This is a genomic window from Pseudarthrobacter defluvii (assembly GCF_030323865.1).
Lineage (GTDB): Bacteria > Actinomycetota > Actinomycetes > Actinomycetales > Micrococcaceae > Arthrobacter > Arthrobacter sedimenti.
Window position 1 is genome coordinate 2724651 of the sequence record NZ_CP066362.1, and the last position, 18329, is coordinate 2742979.

General features: G+C 66.9%; 14 protein-coding genes. 4 read left to right on the top strand and 10 right to left on the bottom strand.

Annotated elements, in window-relative coordinates:
• Positions 1-18 precede the first annotated feature (18 nt).
• The 3 genes from JCQ34_RS21120 to JCQ34_RS12560 form a co-directional block, all read right to left on the bottom strand.
• On the bottom strand, positions 19-3549 hold the full coding sequence (locus tag JCQ34_RS21120; protein ID WP_434738910.1) for an ATP-dependent helicase: 3531 nt from the start codon (positions 3547-3549) through the stop codon (positions 19-21).
• Entirely contained in the window at positions 3546-6800 is a 3255-nt protein-coding gene (locus JCQ34_RS12555) for an ATP-dependent helicase (RefSeq protein ID WP_286404504.1), read from the bottom strand. The genes JCQ34_RS21120 and JCQ34_RS12555 overlap by 4 nt, the downstream gene beginning before the upstream one ends.
• A 107-nt stretch (positions 6801-6907) precedes the next feature.
• A complete protein-coding gene (locus JCQ34_RS12560) occupies positions 6908-7324 on the bottom strand; it encodes an MGMT family protein (protein ID WP_286397967.1) in 417 nt (138 codons plus the stop codon).
• A 63-nt stretch (positions 7325-7387) separates the two neighbouring features.
• On the opposite strand from JCQ34_RS12560, the gene JCQ34_RS12565 reads away from it, so the two are divergent.
• From JCQ34_RS12565 to JCQ34_RS12580, 4 genes are all read left to right on the top strand, one after another.
• Positions 7388-8098: a 3'-5' exonuclease gene (locus JCQ34_RS12565; RefSeq protein WP_286397968.1), complete on the top strand. Its 711-nt coding sequence runs from the start codon at positions 7388-7390 to the stop codon at positions 8096-8098.
• A gap of 326 nt (positions 8099-8424) precedes the next feature.
• Positions 8425-9375: a substrate-binding periplasmic protein gene (locus tag JCQ34_RS12570; RefSeq protein WP_286397969.1), complete on the top strand. Its 951-nt coding sequence runs from the start codon at positions 8425-8427 to the stop codon at positions 9373-9375.
• A 33-nt stretch (positions 9376-9408) separates the two neighbouring features.
• Positions 9409-10173 (top strand): amino acid ABC transporter permease, encoded by a 765-nt coding sequence (locus JCQ34_RS12575; RefSeq protein WP_286397970.1) that lies wholly within the window; start codon positions 9409-9411, stop codon positions 10171-10173.
• Positions 10170-10907, top strand: coding sequence for an amino acid ABC transporter ATP-binding protein (locus JCQ34_RS12580; protein ID WP_286397971.1), 738 nt, complete (start codon positions 10170-10172; stop codon positions 10905-10907). The genes JCQ34_RS12575 and JCQ34_RS12580 overlap by 4 nt, the downstream gene beginning before the upstream one ends.
• Before the next feature lie 102 nt (positions 10908-11009).
• Here the strand turns inward: JCQ34_RS12580 and hemL are convergent, their stop codons facing one another.
• The 7 genes from hemL to hemQ are packed head-to-tail and all read right to left on the bottom strand — an operon-like array spanning position 11010 to position 18329.
• Positions 11010-12341, bottom strand: a complete 1332-nt coding sequence (gene hemL / locus JCQ34_RS12585) for a glutamate-1-semialdehyde 2,1-aminomutase (RefSeq protein WP_286397972.1) — start codon at positions 12339-12341, stop codon at positions 11010-11012.
• Between the two features lie 34 nt (positions 12342-12375).
• Entirely contained in the window at positions 12376-13467 is a 1092-nt protein-coding gene (locus JCQ34_RS12590; RefSeq protein ID WP_286397973.1) for an LLM class flavin-dependent oxidoreductase, read from the bottom strand.
• On the bottom strand, positions 13464-14447 hold the full coding sequence (gene hemB / locus JCQ34_RS12595; protein WP_236798958.1) for a porphobilinogen synthase: 984 nt from the start codon (positions 14445-14447) through the stop codon (positions 13464-13466). The genes JCQ34_RS12590 and hemB overlap by 4 nt, the downstream gene beginning before the upstream one ends.
• Before the next feature lie 58 nt (positions 14448-14505).
• Positions 14506-15387 (bottom strand): uroporphyrinogen-III synthase, encoded by an 882-nt coding sequence (locus JCQ34_RS12600; protein WP_286397974.1) that lies wholly within the window; start codon positions 15385-15387, stop codon positions 14506-14508.
• A gap of 7 nt (positions 15388-15394) precedes the next feature.
• Complete coding sequence (hemC, locus tag JCQ34_RS12605) at positions 15395-16393, bottom strand: hydroxymethylbilane synthase (protein WP_286397975.1); 999 nt, start codon at positions 16391-16393, stop codon at positions 15395-15397.
• Entirely contained in the window at positions 16390-17631 is a 1242-nt protein-coding gene (locus JCQ34_RS12610; protein WP_286397976.1) for a ferrochelatase, read from the bottom strand. Before JCQ34_RS12610 ends, hemC begins: the two co-directional genes overlap by 4 nt.
• The gene (hemQ, locus tag JCQ34_RS12615; protein ID WP_286397977.1) at positions 17628-18329 is read right to left on the bottom strand and encodes a hydrogen peroxide-dependent heme synthase; all 702 of its coding nucleotides are present in this window, start codon (positions 18327-18329) and stop codon (positions 17628-17630) included. The genes JCQ34_RS12610 and hemQ overlap by 4 nt, the downstream gene beginning before the upstream one ends.

The following is an 18329-nucleotide window of genomic DNA, read 5'->3' on the forward strand; positions in this document are numbered from 1 at the left end:
GGGCCTAACCTGCGCGTCCTAGGGTTGGCTGAGCGCCGCGGCGACGATTCCTTCCAGCTCGGCGGCCGTTCCCAGGTCGTGCGGCCGGACCACGGCGTTATCGGCAACGTAGAAGAACGCGGCCCGCACATCCTCCAGCGGCACATTCTTCAGTCGCGCCCACGCCAGCCGGTACACCGCGAGTTGGATTGAACGGGTCTTCAGCTGTGCCCCGGACGGGCGGCGTCCGGTCTTCCAGTCCACCAGGTCCCAACGGCCGTCCGCGTCCTGGAAGACTGCATCGGCCCGTCCGCGGACCACTACCTCGCCCACCCTGGTTTCCACTGGGACCTCAACGAACGCGGGCGACCTGTCAGCCCACGGGGAAGCCTTGAAGGTGGCCACCATCTCGTCGAGGTTGTAAGCGGCGTCGATGTGGTCGTCTGAACCCGGCGCTTCACCGAGGTCCAGCATCCCTGCCGTTCCAAAGTACTCCTCAACCCAGGCATGGAAGGCCGTTCCCTTGCGCGCCGACATACCTGGTTCACGGGGCACGGGCCGGCGCAGCCGCCCCACTACAGCGTGGGGGTCGTCGCCGAGGTCAACCAGGGTTGAAGCGGAGATATGGGTGGGCAGGTGCACATCCTGGCCGCTGGACCTTCTTGCCCTGCGCTCAAGCAGCAAGGCCGCTTCACGGGCCCAGCCCGCCGCGGCCCCCGTAAGTTCCGGCCGGACCCCAGGCAGTGAACTGCTCCCCTGCCCCGGGATGTTGTGCTGCCCTGCCCACTCCCCGGGAGCCGGTTTGCCGGCGCCTGGCTCCAGAATCCCCAGCACGCGCTGGGCGGCTGCTTCCATGGCTGTCCGGCGTCCGCTGGCCAGGCGCAGGCGTTCACCGCTCCGCGGGTCCACCGGACCTTCCAGTGGATCGTACGGCCAGCGTGCTTCTTCTGTTTCGAGGGTCAGCGGGCTCTGGTCAGGAAGAGCAGCTTCTTCCAGCGACAGTGGGTGGACCACCGCGTTCGGAGGCGAGGCACCGCCCGCCCGCTGCGTCAAGGTTTCAAGCTCGGCAAGGAACGGTGACATCTCCGCCCGCCCGGCCCGCGAACCAACCCAGGCGGCGCTGGATACCCACAGCACGTGCTTGGCCCTGGTATAGGCGACATAGGCCAGGCGCCGTTCCTCCGACTCGCCGTGCGCCTGTACGCCGGCCTTGTAGTCCTTCTCGGCGTCCAGCCAGCCCTTCTGGTCCGGCTGGTCAAGGTCCCACTGGGGCAGGTCCGCCCGGTCCCCGCGCAGGGGCCACGGCAGCGCGGCGGCACCACTGCTCCAGCGGGAGTCCCTGTCGCTGGGGAAGGCGCCCGCGTTCATTCCGGGCACAAACACCACGTCCCATTCCAGGCCCTTGGATGCGTGCACGGTCAGCAGCTGCACCGCTTCCCGGTTAACGTCACTGGCGGGCGCTTCCAGCCCGTTCTCTTCCGCCGACGCAGCCTCCAGCCAGGACAGGAACGCGAGGATGTCCACCCGCTGGGAGGTACGGAGGAAACCGGCAGCTGCATCCTGGAAGGCGTCGAGGTTGCGGCGCGCCTGGTGGATGCTGATCCCCGGGCGGGCCGCCACCTCGATATCCAGCAGCATGGCCCTCTCCACCTCACCCAGAAGTGTGGTGAGATCGTCGCCCAGATAGGCCCGCAGTTGCCGCAGCTCGATCGACAAGCGCGACAACCGGCTGCGCGCCCCCGTGCTGAGGGCACGGCCATTTGGCGACGTCCACCCGTCCCGGGGCAGGAAGTCCAACGCTTCGACCAGGCTGGCGCCGTCAGTCAGGTCGCCTTCGAGGATTGGCGCGTCCGCCTCGTCGCTGTCGGTGTCGGGGTTGTCAACGTCGAAGCCCTGTGCTGCCCTCTCCCGGTGCCGGGCCAGCTGGCCCGACCAGTCGCGCAATGCCATGAGGTCGGCGGGACCTATCCGCCACCGGGCGCCGGCAAGCAGCCGCATCAGGGCGTCGGAGCGGCCCGGATCGGCAAGCACCCGCAAGGTGGCCACAAGGTCGACGATCTCCGGGGTGTCCAGGAGCCCCCCAAGACCCACGATTTCGTATGGGATGCCCCGGGCTTCGAACTGCCGCCGGACGGTCTCCATTTGGGCTCGCCTGCGGCACAGCACCGCGATGGCCGGAGGCTCGGCAGTGCCGTCTGGCTTGAGCTCAAAGTCGGTGACCCGATATTTGAGGACGTCGTCGGCCAAGGCTGCGGCTTCCTCAACGTCGCTGGCAAAACGGCCAACCACCACAGTCCCCTCCACGGCAAATGGACTCGGCTGCAATGGAGGGACCTCAGCGGCGGCGGCCTTGCCCCCGGCAGGTCCGTTTTGTGCTGCTGCCCTGCCGAGGGACTGCGACATGACATTGGCTGCTCCAAGAATGGACCGGCCATTCCGCCATGCGGTTGTCAGGTAGGAGGTTGGAGCCGGCGCCCAACCTCCTCCAGGTTCCGTCTGCCCGGTGCGGACGGGGAACTCGCGGACAAAATGGAACAACTGTCCCGCGGAAGCCCCACGGAATCCATAGATTGACTGGTTGGGGTCACCGACCGCTGTCACCGCGTGGCCGCCGCCGAAGAGACGGGAAAAGAGGACCAGCTGCGCGTAGGACGTGTCCTGGAACTCGTCCAGCAAAACCACCTTGTACCGCTGCCGCTCCATCTGAGCCGCCAACGGGACATCCTGCGCCACCTTGGCGGCGAGCGCCACCAGATCGCCGAAATCAAGTGCCCCGCGGGCACGTTTGGCTGCCGCGTAGCGGCCCACCATGTCAGCGACGCTTGCGCGGGTCCGCAGCATGCCCGCAAGGTCCGCGGCCGCTTTGGGCGGGTTCTTCATCTTGCCGGCCAGGTACGGCAGCGACTCAAACTCCGAAAGGCGCGCCATGAGCCACGCTTCGACATCTTCCGGTTCCTGGAGGTGTTCTGCGCACTCTCCCGCCAGCTGGATGACCGCTTTGACAAGGGTGGATTTCGCGGCCCGGAAGTGGGCGTATTCGCCATCGTAGGCCTCGACCACTTCGCTTGCCAGCTGCCAGGCCTGCGCTCCGCCCAGCAGCACCACGTCCCGCTCCACGCCAAGCCTCAGCCCGTAGTCCGAGACAATGCCGCTTGCGAACGAATGGTAGGTGGACACCTTGGGCTCCAGGGCGTCACTGCTGAGAAGGCCCTCGGGGAACATCCCCTTCACGGTGTCCTTGGCGGCGAGGCGCTGCAGGGCCAGAAGCTTTGACCTGATCCGGCTGGCCAGCTCGCCCGCAGCCTTGCGGGTGAAGGTCACGCCCAGGACCTCCTCCGGGGTGACCCAGCCGTTGGCCACCAGCCACACCACCCTGTCCGCCATGGTGGCGGTCTTTCCCGAGCCCGCTCCCGCGATCACCAAGCGGGGTGCCAAGGGCGAGGAGATGATGGCGGATTGCTCGGGTGTAGGGGTGTTCTTTTCGCCGAGGAGCACGGAAAGTTCTTCCGGACTGAAGCGTACGGGCGGTGTAACCTGCGCCGCAGGCAGCGTGGAGAGTGCCTCGCTCATTCGGTCACCTGCCTTCCGCGCACGCATAAGGGGCATACCTCGGGGAGCCGGCAACCATGGCCGCCATGGCTGCCTTTTGAGGGGTCGTGCCGGGCAATAAACTCGCTGCCGCCCATCACGGCGGCGGCGTTCTTGACCATGTCCAATGCCCAGTTCTCCTGCGGGTCGAGAGGTTCCTGCTGCTGGATGGCGGGACTCTTGGCGGTGGTCCCCAGCTGCGCCAGCACCGCCCCGCCGGGCTGGCCGGACCCCGGGGACCCGGTCTCGAAGCCACCGGCCAATACTGCGGCCTGGTAGGCACCAAGCTGCGGATGGCGGGACAACTCGCCCTTGCCCGGCTGCCGCTTCCCGGTCTTGAGGTCCACCACCACCAGGCGGCCTTCGCCGTCGATCTCCAGCCTGTCCACTTGCCCGCGCAGGACCGCCTCCCGCGGCGCTGCCTCATCCACCGCCACCTCGCCAAGGGCCACTTCGAAGTCCTGTTCCACGCCCAGCAGGCTGCGGCCTTCGCTCCTCATGGACAGCACGTATTGCGCCAGCTTCCGCACCATGGCCTCGGCACGCTGGAAGTCCAGCCTTCCTTCCCAGTTGTCCTTCATGCCCAGTGCCGGCCACCGGCGGACCAGTTCAGCGACGTACTCAGATCCGGACGCGTCCGGTATGTCCTGGGCGATCGCGTGGACCAGGGTCCCGAGGCTCCGGGCAAAATCTGTTGCCGGTTCCCCTCCTGCTGCCTGCACGAACCAGTCCAACGGCGACTTTTGCACCGTCTCCACCTTCGAGGGGGACACGGAAACCGTTCCGCCCGGGGGAACAACCGCGCCGGAGGATGTCAGGGGCGCCAGCCCCCACCAGCTGTCGGGGTGCGCTCCCGCAATAGCGGGCTGCGCTGCAGCCAAGTGCGCCAGTACCCTGGCTGCTTCCTGCGCCTGCCCCGAGTCACCATCCAGCTGGGCATACTGCCGGAGTTCAGCGACCAACGCGCGCAGCGTCATCGGCCGTTCCACCTGGGTGAAAGCCCTGCCCTCCTGGCCCGGCCTCAAGGGCGCAACGAAGTCCAGGAAGGACGACGGCTGGTCGTCTTCCGAAGACACTGCCGTACACACCAGCACTTCCCGTGCCCGGGAGACCGCCGTGGAGAAGCTTCGGAGTTCGTCGTAACGGATGTCGCGCAACCGGCTCAAGGGGTCGCGCTGGAGGGCATAGGCGGGACCATGCTCCACAGCGTCCGCGTACAGCGTGCTTCCGAGAAGCTCGCCTCGGAGCCTCGTGTTGGGCCATACGCCCTCCTGCAGTCCGGCGATGATCACCACCGGCCATTCCCTGCCTGCAGCACTAGCAGGGGTCATCAGCTCAACGGCGTCATCGAGCTGGGCGCGGGCGGCAAGGGTGTCCATGGGAAGCTCCTGGTTCAGGAGGTATTCGAGGAACTGTTCAGGGCCGGCGCCGGGCATCTGGTCCACATAGCGCTCCGCCGTGTGGAAGAGCGCCATCATCGCGTCGAGGTCGCGGTCAGCGCGGGCCCCGTGGGGTCCGCCCTCCAATGCCGCTGCCGTCCAGGCCGACGAGAGCCCGGTGGAGTCCCACAGTGCCCACAGCACCGTCTCCGCGTTGGCTCCGGGCAGGGCTGCAGCCTCCCTCCCGGCGTGGATCATTCGCGCAGTGCGGCGGGCGGCGCGGCCCTCAATACCCAACGCACCCAGCGCACCGGGTTCGAGCAGGGCTTCGACCAGGAGGGCATCACTGGCGCGTCCCCCACCGCCCAGGAGTTCCTCCCGCCGCAGCGACTGGCGCAGCCTGCGCAGCTCGATGGAGGTGGCCCCGCCGATGCGGGAGGTCAGCAATGAAACCGCAGCTTCCGGTGTCAACAGCGCAGGGTCCAGGGCGATGGCGAAAGCATCCAGGAGTGGACGCACCGCCACCTCGTCCCGGACCGCGGACTCAGCCACTGGTACGCGTACGGGAATGCCCTGCCCGGAAAGGTACCGCTGCAGCTCGCTGACCTGGCCGCCGTTGCGCACGATGACGGCAATGTCAGCAAGGTCGCGGTTGAGGTTGATGTGCTGGTCCAGGATCCGCTGCGCAACGTACCGCAGCTCATGCACGGGAGTGGGAACCAAGTGGGCCTCCACCCCGCCCGTCACCGGTTGGTGTGCAGGCTGTACGGGATGTTCGGGCTTTCCGGGCCATGAGGGTTGCTCAAGGCGGCGGGCCAGCTGCCCGCCCGCGCGCTGGGAAATGCGGCCTGCGACGTTCAACCAGGCCTGGGCCACGGCAGGTGTGAGGCCGTGGGCGTTCCAGAGCGGACGCTCGCTGACGGCCCCCGTGGCCGAGAGCAGCCGGGGCAGTTCAGCCACCAGATCGGGCCGGGCTCCCCGGAAGCCCTGGACCACTGTGTCCGGGGATGAGGTCACGTAGCAGTCCTTGCCGGCGGTGATGTCCGCCAGCAGCTCGAAGATTGCCGGGTTGGCTTCCTGGACATCGTCCACCAGGACAACCTGCAGCCGGGCGCGTTCCGCAGCGAGGAAATCGGGTGAGTCCTGGAAGATCTGCCGGGCCGCGGTGATGATTCCAGCGGGATCGAAGGCCTCCGGCATCCGCAGGTCCAGGACGTCCCGGTATTCGGCGTAGAGGGCTGCTGCGGCCTTCCAGTCCGGCCGGTCGCAGTCAACCGCGAGTTGCGCAAGGTCTTCGGCTGTGCGGCCTGATTCAATGATGCGGTCGAAGAGCTGCCGCACTTCCTGGCGGAAACCGCGGGTTTCCATGGCACCGTGCAGGTCCGCGGGCCAGGGCAATTCCAGTCCCGGAAGCCGGTGGCCCTCAAGGAGTTCCTTGATGATGAGGTCCTGCTCAGGGCCTGAGAGCAGGCGCGGTGGCCTGGACAGCGGAATAACTCCCTCTGCCTTGGCACGTCGGATCAGGTCGAATGCATAGGAAGCCCATGTCCTGGCCGGTGTGGTGCTGAGGCTCCTGTCCAGCCGGGCGGTGAAACGGTCCCGCAGGAAATCCGCTGCAAGGCGGGTGGGCGCAAGGATCAGCATGCGTTCGGGGTCGACGCCGTCACGCAAGACCCGCTGGACCGCGGCCTCGACGAGGACGGTGGTCTTTCCCGTGCCCGGAGCGCCCGGCACCAGGACGGGCCCCGAGCCCTGGACGACGTCAACCGCCGCCTGCTGGTCCGGTGTGAGCCGGGGCGCGTCCGCGTGCGCCCGCCGTGGCGGGAGCAGCCGAAGGGCGGGGGTCTCCGGCAGGGCTCCGCTGGATGCGGAGTCCCCTGTGCCCGGTAGAGCGGGCTCCTGGCCAATCCCAGGCTCTTGCCGTTGGGGGTCCCAAGGGCCGGTCAAAGGAATCGTTACGGTCACAAACTCATTCCATCATCAGCCACCGACAATTCATGGAGGCGGCGCTCCAGGTCCTCGGCAACGGCATCGATACTGTCAAAATCACTGTCTGTCGGCGCCCAGCGCGCGGTCCCCAGATCCACCCGCCACCGCCCCTCCCCGGTGCGCAAGTAGGAACTGTAGGCCCCCAGAAGCGGGGTTCCTTCCTCAAGGTAAAGGAGCAGAGCCTCGGCTTCATGGCCCTCCGGTGCATGGCCGCTGGCTTTCAGGACGCGCCACCAGGGAACACCTCCGCCATGGTGGCTCATGACGTAACCCACCTGGCGGGGACCTCCTGACCCCAGGAGCTCGGAGACGTCCCCGTACGAGACCGCGGACCCTGCAGGCACCAGCCTGACGACGGCCAGGACCGCTTGGACGTACTCATTCCGCATTGATCCAATGTAGCCGCAGTGGCGCTCCCGGGAATTGTCGGCGGGTCCCCTTAGCGTTGAAGCATGAGTTCCTGGAACACGCTCCCCCGCGCAGCCTTCGATCTTGAGACCACCGGCCGCAATTCAAGGGCGGCACGAATCGTCACGGCATCCATCACCGTGGTGGATCACGAAGGCAAGGTCATTACCGAGCACGAGTGGCTGGCCGATCCGGGCGTTGAAATTCCCACCGAGGCAAGCGACGTCCACGGCATCACCACGGAGCAGGCAAGGCGGGACGGGCGGCCCGCGCACGAGGTCACGCGGGAAGTGGCGGGCGTCCTCCAGGAGCTCTTTGATTCCGGAACCCCGGTGATCGCCTTCAACGCCAGCTATGATTTCACGGTCCTTGCCGCCGAGTCGGCCCGCTACGGGATCCCGCAGCTCACCCGCTTCCCCGTCCTGGACCCGTACATCATGAACAAACAGGTTGACAGGTACCGCAAGGGCAAACGCACACTCACCGCGCTTTGCGAGGAGTACGGAGTGGTCCTGGACAATGCCCACACGTCGGCTGCCGATGCCCTGGCAACCCTCCGCGTCCTTGATGCGATGGCGGGAAAGTTTCCCAAGCTGATGATGCCCGCCAGCCAGCTGCACCAGCTGCAGGTGGACTGGGCGGTGAGCCAGGCGGCGGACTTCCAGGGGTATCTTCGAAAGACCAAGCCCGCGGCCGTAATCGAGGGAGACTGGCCCGTACTTCCGCCGCAGGACGCCACGGCTGGAGGCTTCTAGGCCGCCGGGCCTACTCCAAGTGGGAGACATGTCACAGTCACGCCGCGAAGTAAACGGGCCGCTACCCATCGAGCCTGGTTCGCCTTCATGCGTGCGCACCGCTTCAAATACTGCGCAGAAAACCCATTCTGCGCATAAAATTCGGCATCAGCAGCAGCGTAGGGCAGTTTTCTTCTGCCCAGGCTCCGGTTCCGCCTTGGTGAGACAATAAAGTTTTGCGGTCACCCCTGCCCCGGACAGCCCAACCCGCGCCGGGCAGGTGCCAGGCGCCACAGCGCTGCCTTGCGGCCCAGTCGACTTACGACTCACATGAAAGTGACAACCTGATGAAAATCAAAGCGATGAAGTGGCTCACTACCGCTCCCGTTGCACTTGCCCTCGCGGTGTCCCTCGCAGCCTGCGGCGGCGGATCTTCCCAGCCCAGCGGCACGCCCACGGACGCGCTGAAGGGCAGTGACCAGCAGACGCTGGACAAGTACACCACTGCCAACGTGACCCCGATCGACAAGATTGACAAGAGCAAGCTCGGCCTCGCCACCGAGGGCACCCTGCGCGTGGGGACCTTGTCAGACGCCCCGCCGAATATCTTTGTTGATGCGTCCGGCAAGTTCACCGGCTACGACAATGAGCTTCTGCGTGCCATGGCCGACAAGCTGGGGCTCAAGATCGAGTTCGCCTCCACCAAGTTCCAGGCGCTTCTCAGCCAGGTCAAGAACAAGCAGTTCGACGTCGGCTCCTCCTCGATTTCCACCACGGACGCCCGCCGTGAAACGGTTGCCTTCACCAATGGTTACGATTTCGGCTACATGGCTCTGGTCACCAAAGAAAACGCCAAGGTTCAGACGTTCGCCGAACTGAAGAGCGGCCTTCGCATCGGCGTCGTTAGCGGCAGTGTCCAGGAAGACTACGTCAAGAACACCCTGAACATTGAGCCCGTTTCCTTCCCTGACTACAACACCGTCTTTGCCAGCCTGAAGAGTGGGCAGGTGGACGCCTGGGTGGCTCCTTCCCAGCAGGCGACCGGCCAGGTCAAGCCCGGAGACGGCACGAAAATCGCCGAGAAGAAGCTCAACACGCAGAACTTCACCGCGTACGCCGTGGCCAAGGACAACCCTGCGCTGCTCGAAGCGCTGAACTCGGCCCTTGACGCCATAGTTGCCGATGGCACTTGGTCCAAGCTGACTGCCCAGTGGTACACGGACCGCCCGACGGCTGCCGAGCAGACCCCCGAGGGTTGGAAGCCGGGCAGCAAGGCCGTCAAGGTCCCAGCGAACTAGACACCGGCTACCCAGAAAAGATAGCGACGCCATATGGATTTCCTGACACGACTCGGAGAGACCTTCCTTGACTGGGAGAAGATCGCCGAGGTTCTGCCAAGCATGTTCACTGTGGGCCTGCCCAATACCCTGGTCCTGGCGATCACCTCGGGACTGATCGGTGCCGTCGTCGGCCTGGTCCTGGCTCTCATGGGAATCTCACGGAATCCTGTGGCGCGGTGGGCTGCCCGGGTGTACACGGACGTATTTCGTGGACTCCCGGCCGTCCTCACCATCCTGGTCATCGGCCTTGGGTTCGGACCAATCTTCCGCGAGATGACTGGCAGCAACAGCCCCTACCCCATGGGAGTTGCAGCTCTGTCGCTCATGGCCGCCGCGTACACGGGTGAAATCTTCCGTTCCGGCATCCAGAGCGTAGACAAAGGACAGCTTGAGGCATCGCGTGCCCTGGGGTTCGGCTACGGCGCATCCATGCGGCTTGTAGTGGTTCCCCAGGGTATCCGCCGGGTGCTTCCTGCGCTCATGAACCAGTTCATTGCGCTGATCAAGGATTCCTCGTTGGTCTTCACCTTGGGCTTGCTGGCCACGGAACGGGAACTGTTCCAGATCGGCCAGGACGCCGCCGCCCGCAGCGGAAACTTGTCCCCGTACGTGGCAGCGGCGATTTTCTACCTCGCCATGACCATTCCGCTCACCCACCTGGTCAACTACATCGACGCCAGGCTGCGTACCGGGCGGCCCGAAAAGAAAGAACCGGACGACGCCGCAGCCGTCGTTGGAAAGGGAGCCCAGGCATGAGCGAATTCGCATCAGGAACGCTGAGCGCCAAGAACATCCACCTTTCCTTCGGCAGAAACCACGTCCTGCGGGGCATTGACCTGCACGTTCCGCAGGGCACCACCGCATCCGTCATCGGACCGTCGGGCTCGGGCAAGTCCACCCTGCTAAGAGTGATGAACCGGCTGATCGAGCCGGACCAGGGCGACATCCTGCTGGATGGCCGTTCCGTGCTGAAGGACAACCCGGACGAACTCCGCCGCCGGATCGGCATGGTGTTCCAGCAGTTCAACCTGTTCCCGCACAAGACCGTGGAGGAAAACGTCTCCCTGGCCCTGCGGAAACTGCGCAAGCTCTCCAAGGAGCAGGCGCGCAGCGAAGCGTTGGAACAGCTGGACCTGGTGGGTCTGAAGCACAAGGCGGATTCGCGCCCGGCCAACCTCTCCGGCGGCCAGCAGCAGCGCGTGGCCATCGCAAGGGCGCTTGCCATGAAGCCCGAGGTTATGTTCTTCGACGAAGCCACCTCCGCACTGGACCCTGAGCTGGTCAAGGGCGTTCTGGCGTTGATGACGGACCTGGCGAAGGGCGGCATGACCATGGTGGTGGTGACCCACGAGATGGGCTTCTCCCGCAACGTTTCGGACTCGGTAACCTTCATGGATGCCGGCGTGGTGGTGGAAACCGGCTCGCCTGAGCAGCTCTTCACTGAACCCAGGACGGACCGGCTCAAAGGCTTCCTTTCAGACGTCCTGTAGCACCCGGAACACAAAAAGGAATCCCCGCCTGCAGCGTGCAGGCGGGGATTTCTGTTTCATCTCGCGAGAGGACGACGGCGGGATGAGCCTTTCGGCCCGGGCTCAGCCCCGTGCGGCGGCTGCTGCCTTCGCTGCCGCGGGCAGGGCGTCGTAGATGCGGTTCATGGCGTCGTCGTCGTGGGCGGCCGACAGGAACCAGGCTTCGAAGACCGACGGCGGCAGGTAGACCCCTGATTCCAGCATGGAGTGGAAGAACGGCGCATAGCGGAACGCTTCCTGCGCCTGCGCGTCGGCGTAGTTGTGCACGCCGTGGGCCGAGGTCCCGAAGGCCACCGAGAAGAGGTTCCCGGCAAACTGGATGGAGTGGTCCACACCCGCGGCATCCAGCGCGTTGGACAGCGCCGAGGAAAGCTCCAGCGACCGGACGTCGATGAAGGAGTAGACGTCCCGGGTGGCGTTGGTTAGGGTGGCAACGCCGGCCGCCATGGCTACCGGGTTTCCGGACAGGGTTCCTGCCTGGTACACCGGGCCCGTGGGGGCCAGGTAGTCCATGACGTCGGCACGGCCGCCGAGTGCCGCCGTCGGCATTCCACCGCCGATGACCTTGCCGAAGGTCAGCAGGTCGGGCGTCCAGGGGTCCTCGGCGTCGGGCGCCCCGCCGGTGAGGCCCCAGTAGCCGGAGTAGCCGGTGCGGAAGCCGGTGAGGACCTCATCGACGATGAGGAGTGCGCCGTGCTCGCGGGTGATCCGGGAGAGCCCGGCGTTGAACCCCTCGGCTGGGGTGACGACACCCATGTTGGCAGGTGCGGCTTCGGTGATGACGGCTGCGATGTTCTGCCCGTGGGCGGCGAAGGCTTCCTTGACCGCCGTGAGGTCGTTGTAGGGCAGCACCAGGGTCTCGGCCGCGGTGGCCTCGGTGACGCCCGCGGAGCCGGGAAGGGCCAGGGTGGCCACGCCGGAGCCCGCGGCGGCCAGGAGGCCGTCCAGGTGGCCGTGGTAGCAGCCGGCAAACTTGATGATGAGGTTGCGGCCGGTGAACCCGCGGGCCAGACGGACGGCGGTCATGGTGGCCTCGGTGCCGGTGGACACCATGCGGAGGCGTTCGACGGCGGGGACGCGTTCCTTGACGATTTCCGCGAGGTTGGCCTCGTCAGGGGTGGACGCACCGAAGGACAGGCCGCGGTCGACGGCGGCGTGCACGGCATCCAGGACGGCAGGGTGGGCGTGGCCCAGGAGCGCCGGGCCCCACGAGCAGACGAGGTCCACGTATTCCTTGCCGTCCGCGTCCGTCAGGTACGGGCCTTTGGCGGAGACCATGAAGCGCGGCGTACCGCCGACGGAACCGAAAGCCCGGACCGGGGAGTTGACGCCGCCCGGCATCAACTGGCGGGCGCGGTCGAAGAGTGCCTCATTGCGAGGATTGCTGGAAGTCATGGTTCCTATTCTCTCAGTTAGCCGGAAGGCACAGTTAGCCGGCGAGCAGCTCCGCCACGCGCGGCGCCACCGCCGTACCCATCAGTTCAATGGAGCGCATCATGGCTGCGTGCGGGAGCGGCCCATTGCTGTACTTGAGGTCGAAGCGGTCCACGCCAAGGTTCCGTTTGAGCCGGACGATCTTTTGGGCCACCGTTTCCGGCGATCCAACGTAGAGGGCACCTTCCGTGGAGCAGAGGGCGTCAAACTCGCCCCGCCCCGCCGGCCCCCAACCGCGCTCGGCTCCCAGCTTGTTGCGCAGCTTCAGCCAGTGCGGGAACAGCTCTTCCCGGGCCTGTTCGTCGGTTTCGGCCACATGCCCCGGCGAGTGGGTGGCAATCTGCTGCATCGGGTGCCCGTACTTGGCCATCGCCTCGCGGTAGAGATCCGCCAGGGGCTTGAAGGCCCGCGGCTGGCCGCCAATGATGGCGAAGATGATCGGGTAGCCGTACTGGGCACAGCGGAGCACGGATTCGGGCGTTCCGCCCACCCCGATCCACGTTGGGAGCAGGTGGTGCTCCAGCGGCGGGTAGACGCTCAGGCCGGCCAGTGCGGGCCGGGTGCGGCCTTCCCAGTGCACGGGCTTTTGCGCCCGCACTTTGTCGAACAGCTCGAGTTTCTCCTCGAACAGGACCTCGTAGTCCGCCAGGTCCAGCCCGAACAGCGGAAAGGACTCCACGAACGATCCGCGGCCCAGCATCACTTCGGCGCGGCCGTTGGAGATGGCGTCCACCGTGGCGAACCGTTGGAAAACCCGGATGGGCTCGTCGGAACTCAAGACCGTTACGGCGGAGCCCAGCCGGATTCGGGACGTCCGCGCCGCAGCGGCAGCCAGGAAGACCTCCGGCGCGGACACAGCGTAGTCCTTGCGGTGGTGCTCCCCCACGCCAAATGCATGAAGCCCGACGGCGTCGGCCAGTTCCGCCTGCTCCAGCAGCTGGCGCAGGACCTCAGCGTGCCTTTGAGGACTGCCGTCGGGATTTTCGCCAACGTCGCCAAAGGTGTTCAGGCCCAGGAGGATCCGCTCCTCCCCCACCGGCGCGGTGGGTCCCGGTGCGGTGCGCACAGCAGCAGGCCCGTCCGTCATCGGGATTCCTTGAGCCAGCCGGCCAGTTCGGCGGCCCAGTAGGTGAGGACGGTGTGGGCGCCCGCGCGCCGGATGCCCAGCACGGATTCGGTGATGGCGGCCCGGCGGTCGATCCAGCCGTTGGCGGCGGCGGCTTCGATCATCGCGTACTCACCGGAGATCTGGTACGCGGACACGGGCACGGGGCTCATCGCGGCCACATCCGCCACGATGTCCAGGTAGCTCATGGCCGGCTTGACCATGATGATGTCCGCACCTTCAGCGAGGTCGAGTTCGACCTCGCGCAGGGCTTCGGTGCGGTTGCCGGCGTCCATCTGGTAGGTCCGCCGGTCGCCCTTGAGCTGGGAGTCCACGGCTTCGCGGAAGGGACCGTAAAACGCCGAGGCGTACTTTGCGGCGTAGGCGATGAGGGAGGTGTTGACGTGGCCGGCCTCGTCCAGGGCCGAGCGGATCGCGGCGATCTGGCCGTCCATCATGCCCGAAGGGCCAAGCATGTGCGCCCCGGCCTCCGCTTGTGCAACGGCCATCCGGGCGTAAATCTCCACGGTGCGGTCATTGTCGACGTACCCGTCGGCGTCGAGCACTCCGCAGTGGCCGTGGTCGGTGAATTCGTCCAGGCACACGTCGCTCATGATCACCAGGTCGTCGCCCACCTCGGCACGGACGTCCCGGATGGCCTTGTTCAGCACCCCGTCCGGGTCCAGCGCAGCCGAGCCTTCCGGGTCGCGGGTTTCCGGGATACCGAAGAGCATGATGCCGCCGAGGCCGAGCTCAACGGCTTCCGCTGCGGCGCGCTTCAGGGTGTCGGTTGTGTGCTGGACCACGCCGGGCATCGACGTGATGGGGTTGGGTTCGGTGAGGCCTTCCCGAATGAAGGCCGGAAGGATGAGTTCGGCCGGTGCAAGGCGGGTTTCGGCGGTCAGCCGGCGCATGGCGGGGGTAGTGCGCAGGCGGCGGGGGCGTTGGTTGGGGAAAGTCATGGATCCTGTCCTTCGCATTGGTTGTGAAGCCTTTTTGGAGGTAACGTGCCGGTCCCGGTCAGGGCGGGTTGAGTGCTTTGGCCACGGCCGCCACCAGCCCGTCCGGCGTCGGCTCAGTCGCCACTGCCGCCACGTCCAGGCCCAGGGCGGCGGCCTGGTCCGCCGTCGAGCGTCCTATGGCGACCAGCCTGCAAGCCGCCAGCGGCCCCAGCGCAGCGATCCGGCGGACGGCGCTCGGGGAGGCTGCGATCACGGCGGCGATCTTTCCGGCCGCGATCTCTGCCGCGGCGGCTTTCGGCGTCAGGAGGTAGTACGACGGCGCTTGCGGGCCGGCGTCGCCGTCCTCCGGCTGCACGCCGAGCCTTCGCTCCGCTGCCGCCGGGTAGTCAACGGTGCGGTAGGCGGTTACCGCCTCAACGGCACTGCCCGCCGCTGCCAGGCCTTCCGCCAGGGTGGGTGCGGCAATGTCCGCCTGGGGCAGGAACACTGTACCGCCGCCGGGCCACACAGCGAGCAGGCCGGCAGCAGACTGCTCGGCGTCCGGCGTGAGGGTTACCTGAACTCCGGCCGAGTCCAGAAGCCTGCGCGTGGCGGGACCGATGGCGGCGACCCGGGTGCCGGCAGGAACCAGCTGGTCCAGCCGCAGCCCACGCTCGGCTGCCTTTTCCATCAGGACGTGGACGGTGGTGGCACTGCTGACCACCAGCCAGTCGAAGGCGCCTGCCGCCAGGGCGTCGCAGGCGACGTCCAGGGCATGCTGGTCCCGGGCCCGTTCGAAATCGATGAGCGGGAGCAGCACCGGCGTGGCACCGGCGTCCCGCAGGGCCGCCACCAGTGTTGCGGAGCGTTCCGGGCTGCGCGTGACCAGGACCCGGACCCCGCCGAGCGGCGCGTTGCCGTTCGGCTCGTCCTGCCCGGATCTGCTGGAAGGCTGCGTCATTGCCAGGTCAGGACGCCTGCAGGTCTGCGATGTCGGCTGCTCCGGCAGACAGGAGGGCTTCAGCCAGTTCGATTCCCAACAGGGTGGCACCGACCTCGGTCAGCCCGTCGCTAGCGCGCTTGTCCCGCACCGTGTCTGTTCCGTCGACGGCGCACACTACGGCCTCCAGGTGCAGCATGCTGCCCTTCCGGTAGGCGTAGGCGCCAACCGGAGCGGCACATCCTGCTTCGAGCCGGGCCAGCAGCGCGCGTTCGGCGGTGACGGCCAGGCGGGTGTCGGGGTCGTCCAGCGCGGCCAGGGCCTGGGCCAAGACTGCTTGGGACCCTTCGGCCGATCCGGGCTTCGGCGGCGCGTCGGCCGTACGGCACTCGATGGCGAGGGATCCCTGGCCGGCCGCGGGCAGCATGACGTCGGTTTCGAGGTACTCGGTGACGGCGTCCAGCCTGCCGATCCGCTGCAGGCCGGCCGCGGCGAGGACTACGGCATCGAGGTCGCAGGACTTGCCGGGCACCACCTGGTCCGTGGAGTTGCCGGGCAATCCGGGAACACGGCCCAGGCGGGTGTCCACGTTGCCGCGGATATCGACAATATCCAGGTCGTGACGGGCGGCACGCAACTGGGCTGCACGCCGCGGCGACCCGGTCCCCACACGGGCACCGGCCGGCAGGTCTGCCAGCTTGAGTCCGTCGCGGGCGCACAGGACGTCGCGGACGTCCACGCGGCGCGGGGTGGCGGCAAGGCTCAAGCCCACTGCGGCCCCGGTGGGCAGGTCCTTTAGCGAATGAACCGCCACGTCACACTCATTGCGCAGCAGCGCGTCGCGCAGGGCAGCGACAAAGACGCCTGTCCCGCCCATCTGGGACAGCGACCCGGTGAGGACGTCGCCATCGGTGCGGACGTGCACCAGTTCCACCGGGAAACCTCCGACGGCGGCCAGCTGGTCTGCGGTCTGCTGGGTCTGGGTGAGCGCCAGCTTGCTGGCGCGGGTTCCAATGCGGACCGTCACAGCTGGGCCGTTTCCCCGGCAGCGGCCGACGGGTACGGATCGTGGCCGGTGCCAACAGTGGTGTCGGCGCCTGCGATGGTGGGCTTTTCGCCGCGGAAGTTGGCGCAGCATCCCGGCCGGCAGACGTCGTACCAAGGACCAAGATCCGTGACAGCGGGACGGTCGGCGATGTTGTTGGTCACCGTCCGTTCACGGATGAGGTCCACCAGGCCGTCGACGAACTTCCGGTGTGTCCCCGGAGTGGGGACACGGGTGGCGGCCAGGCCCAGGTTGGCGCAGGTTTCCATCGCCTCGGTGTCCAGGTCCCAGACAACTTCCATGTGGTCGCTGACGAAGCCGAGGGGAACGATGACAATGCCCTTGACGCCCTGGCCTGCCAGCTCCTCGATGGCGTCGTTGATGTCCGGTTCGAGCCACGGCACGTGCGGGGCACCGGAACGGGACTGGTACACCAGGGACCACGGTGCGGTCAGCCCGGATTCATCCTTGACGCGCTCGATGACGGCGCCGGCGTTGGCGAGGTGCTGGGCCACGTAGGCGGAGCCTTCCTCGAACACGCGCGGCTCCCCCTCGGAACGGCCTGCAGCTTCGGCGTCGCGGGTTGGAATGGAGTGGGTGGCGAACAGGACATGGATGGGTGCATCCGGCGTACCCGCTTCTGCGAGCTTGGCGCGGACGTCGGCCAGGCCGGCGGCGGTTCCTTCCACGAACGGCTCCACGAAGCCGGGGTGGTCGAAGTACTGCCGGACCTTGTCTACCTCCAGCTTGCCGTCCAGGCCGGTCTCCGTCAGCGCCATGCCAATGTCCTCGCGGTATTGGCGGCAGCTGGAGTAACAGGAGTAGGCACTCGTGGTAAGCATCAGCACCCGGCGGTGGCCGGCGTCGTACGCTTCCTGCAGGGTCTCCGGGATGTAGGGAGCCCAGTTGCGGTTGCCCCACAGCACGGGCAGCTCAATGCCGCGGGCTGCCAGTTCGGCTTCCAGCGCGGCCTTGAGCTCGCGGTTCTGCTGGTTAATGGGGCTGACGCCGCCGTTGGCGCGGTAGTGGTGCGAGACTTCCTCAAGCCGCTCGTCCGGGATGCCGCGGCCGCGGGTGACATTGCGGAGGAACGGAATGACATCCTCCTGCCCTTCAGGACCGCCAAAGGAGGCGAGCAGGACGGCGTCGTAATTCTTCGGCGCCATGCGTCCGGCCTCGGTGACGGGGTTGACGGCAGTGGCCTGCTGCTCGGGGCTCATGCCAGCACCTCGGCAACCTCGTCGGCAGAGATACGGCGTCCCGTGTAGAAGGGAATCTCTTCGCGCACGTGGTTGCGTGCCTCCGTGGCCCGCAGGTGGCGCATCAGGTCCACCAGGTCCACCAGTTCCGGTGCTTCCAGGCCGAGGATCCATTCCCAGTCGCCCAGCGCGAAGGAGGAGACAGTGTTGGAGATGACCTGCGGGAAGTCGCGGCCCAGCAGGCCGTGGTCGCGGAGCATCTTGCCGCGCTCGGCCTCGGGAAGGATGTACCACTCGTAAGAGCGGACGAACGGGTAGACGCAGAGCCATTCAGCCGGAGCGACTCCGCGGGAGTAGGCGGGGGTGTGGTTCTTGGCGAACTCGGCCTCGCGGTGGACACCCATGGCGGACCAGACAATCTCGGTGCCGGCAAACAGGGTGCTGCGTCGGATGTCGCGGATGGCCTGCTGCAGCGCTTCCGGCTTGGAGCCGTGGAGCCACACCATGACGTCGGCGTCGGCGCGCATGGCCGAGACGTCGTAGCTGCCCCGGTGCGTTACCCCGGCAGCGGCGAGCCGCTCCAGCAGCGCTTCGAAGTCTGCGGCGGCATCGGCGCTGCGGACCACGGACTCCGACCGCTTGAAGACCGTCCAAAGGGTAAAGAACTGCTCGGCTGATTCTTCGGTTTTAGTGACAGATTCGGCAGAAGTGTGGCTCAT

Coding starts and splice junctions, on each gene's coding strand:
- JCQ34_RS12610 (WP_286397976.1), bottom strand. CDS start 17,631: ATGAGCCCCGAGCAGCAGGCCACTGCCGTCAACCCCGTCACCGAGGCC.
- JCQ34_RS12560 (WP_286397967.1), bottom strand. CDS start 7,324: ATGCGGAATGAGTACGTCCAAGCGGTCCTGGCCGTCGTCAGGCTGGTG.
- hemQ (WP_286397977.1), bottom strand. CDS start 18,329: ATGAGCCACACTTCTGCCGAATCTGTCACTAAAACCGAAGAATCAGCC.
- hemL (WP_286397972.1), bottom strand. CDS start 12,341: ATGACTTCCAGCAATCCTCGCAATGAGGCACTCTTCGACCGCGCCCGC.
- JCQ34_RS12565 (WP_286397968.1), top strand. CDS start 7,388: ATGAGTTCCTGGAACACGCTCCCCCGCGCAGCCTTCGATCTTGAGACC.
- JCQ34_RS12590 (WP_286397973.1), bottom strand. CDS start 13,467: ATGACGGACGGGCCTGCTGCTGTGCGCACCGCACCGGGACCCACCGCG.
- JCQ34_RS12580 (WP_286397971.1), top strand. CDS start 10,170: ATGAGCGAATTCGCATCAGGAACGCTGAGCGCCAAGAACATCCACCTT.
- hemB (WP_236798958.1), bottom strand. CDS start 14,447: ATGACTTTCCCCAACCAACGCCCCCGCCGCCTGCGCACTACCCCCGCC.
- JCQ34_RS12575 (WP_286397970.1), top strand. CDS start 9,409: ATGGATTTCCTGACACGACTCGGAGAGACCTTCCTTGACTGGGAGAAG.
- JCQ34_RS12600 (WP_286397974.1), bottom strand. CDS start 15,387: ATGACGCAGCCTTCCAGCAGATCCGGGCAGGACGAGCCGAACGGCAAC.
- JCQ34_RS21120 (WP_434738910.1), bottom strand. CDS start 3,549: ATGAGCGAGGCACTCTCCACGCTGCCTGCGGCGCAGGTTACACCGCCC.
- JCQ34_RS12570 (WP_286397969.1), top strand. CDS start 8,425: ATGAAAATCAAAGCGATGAAGTGGCTCACTACCGCTCCCGTTGCACTT.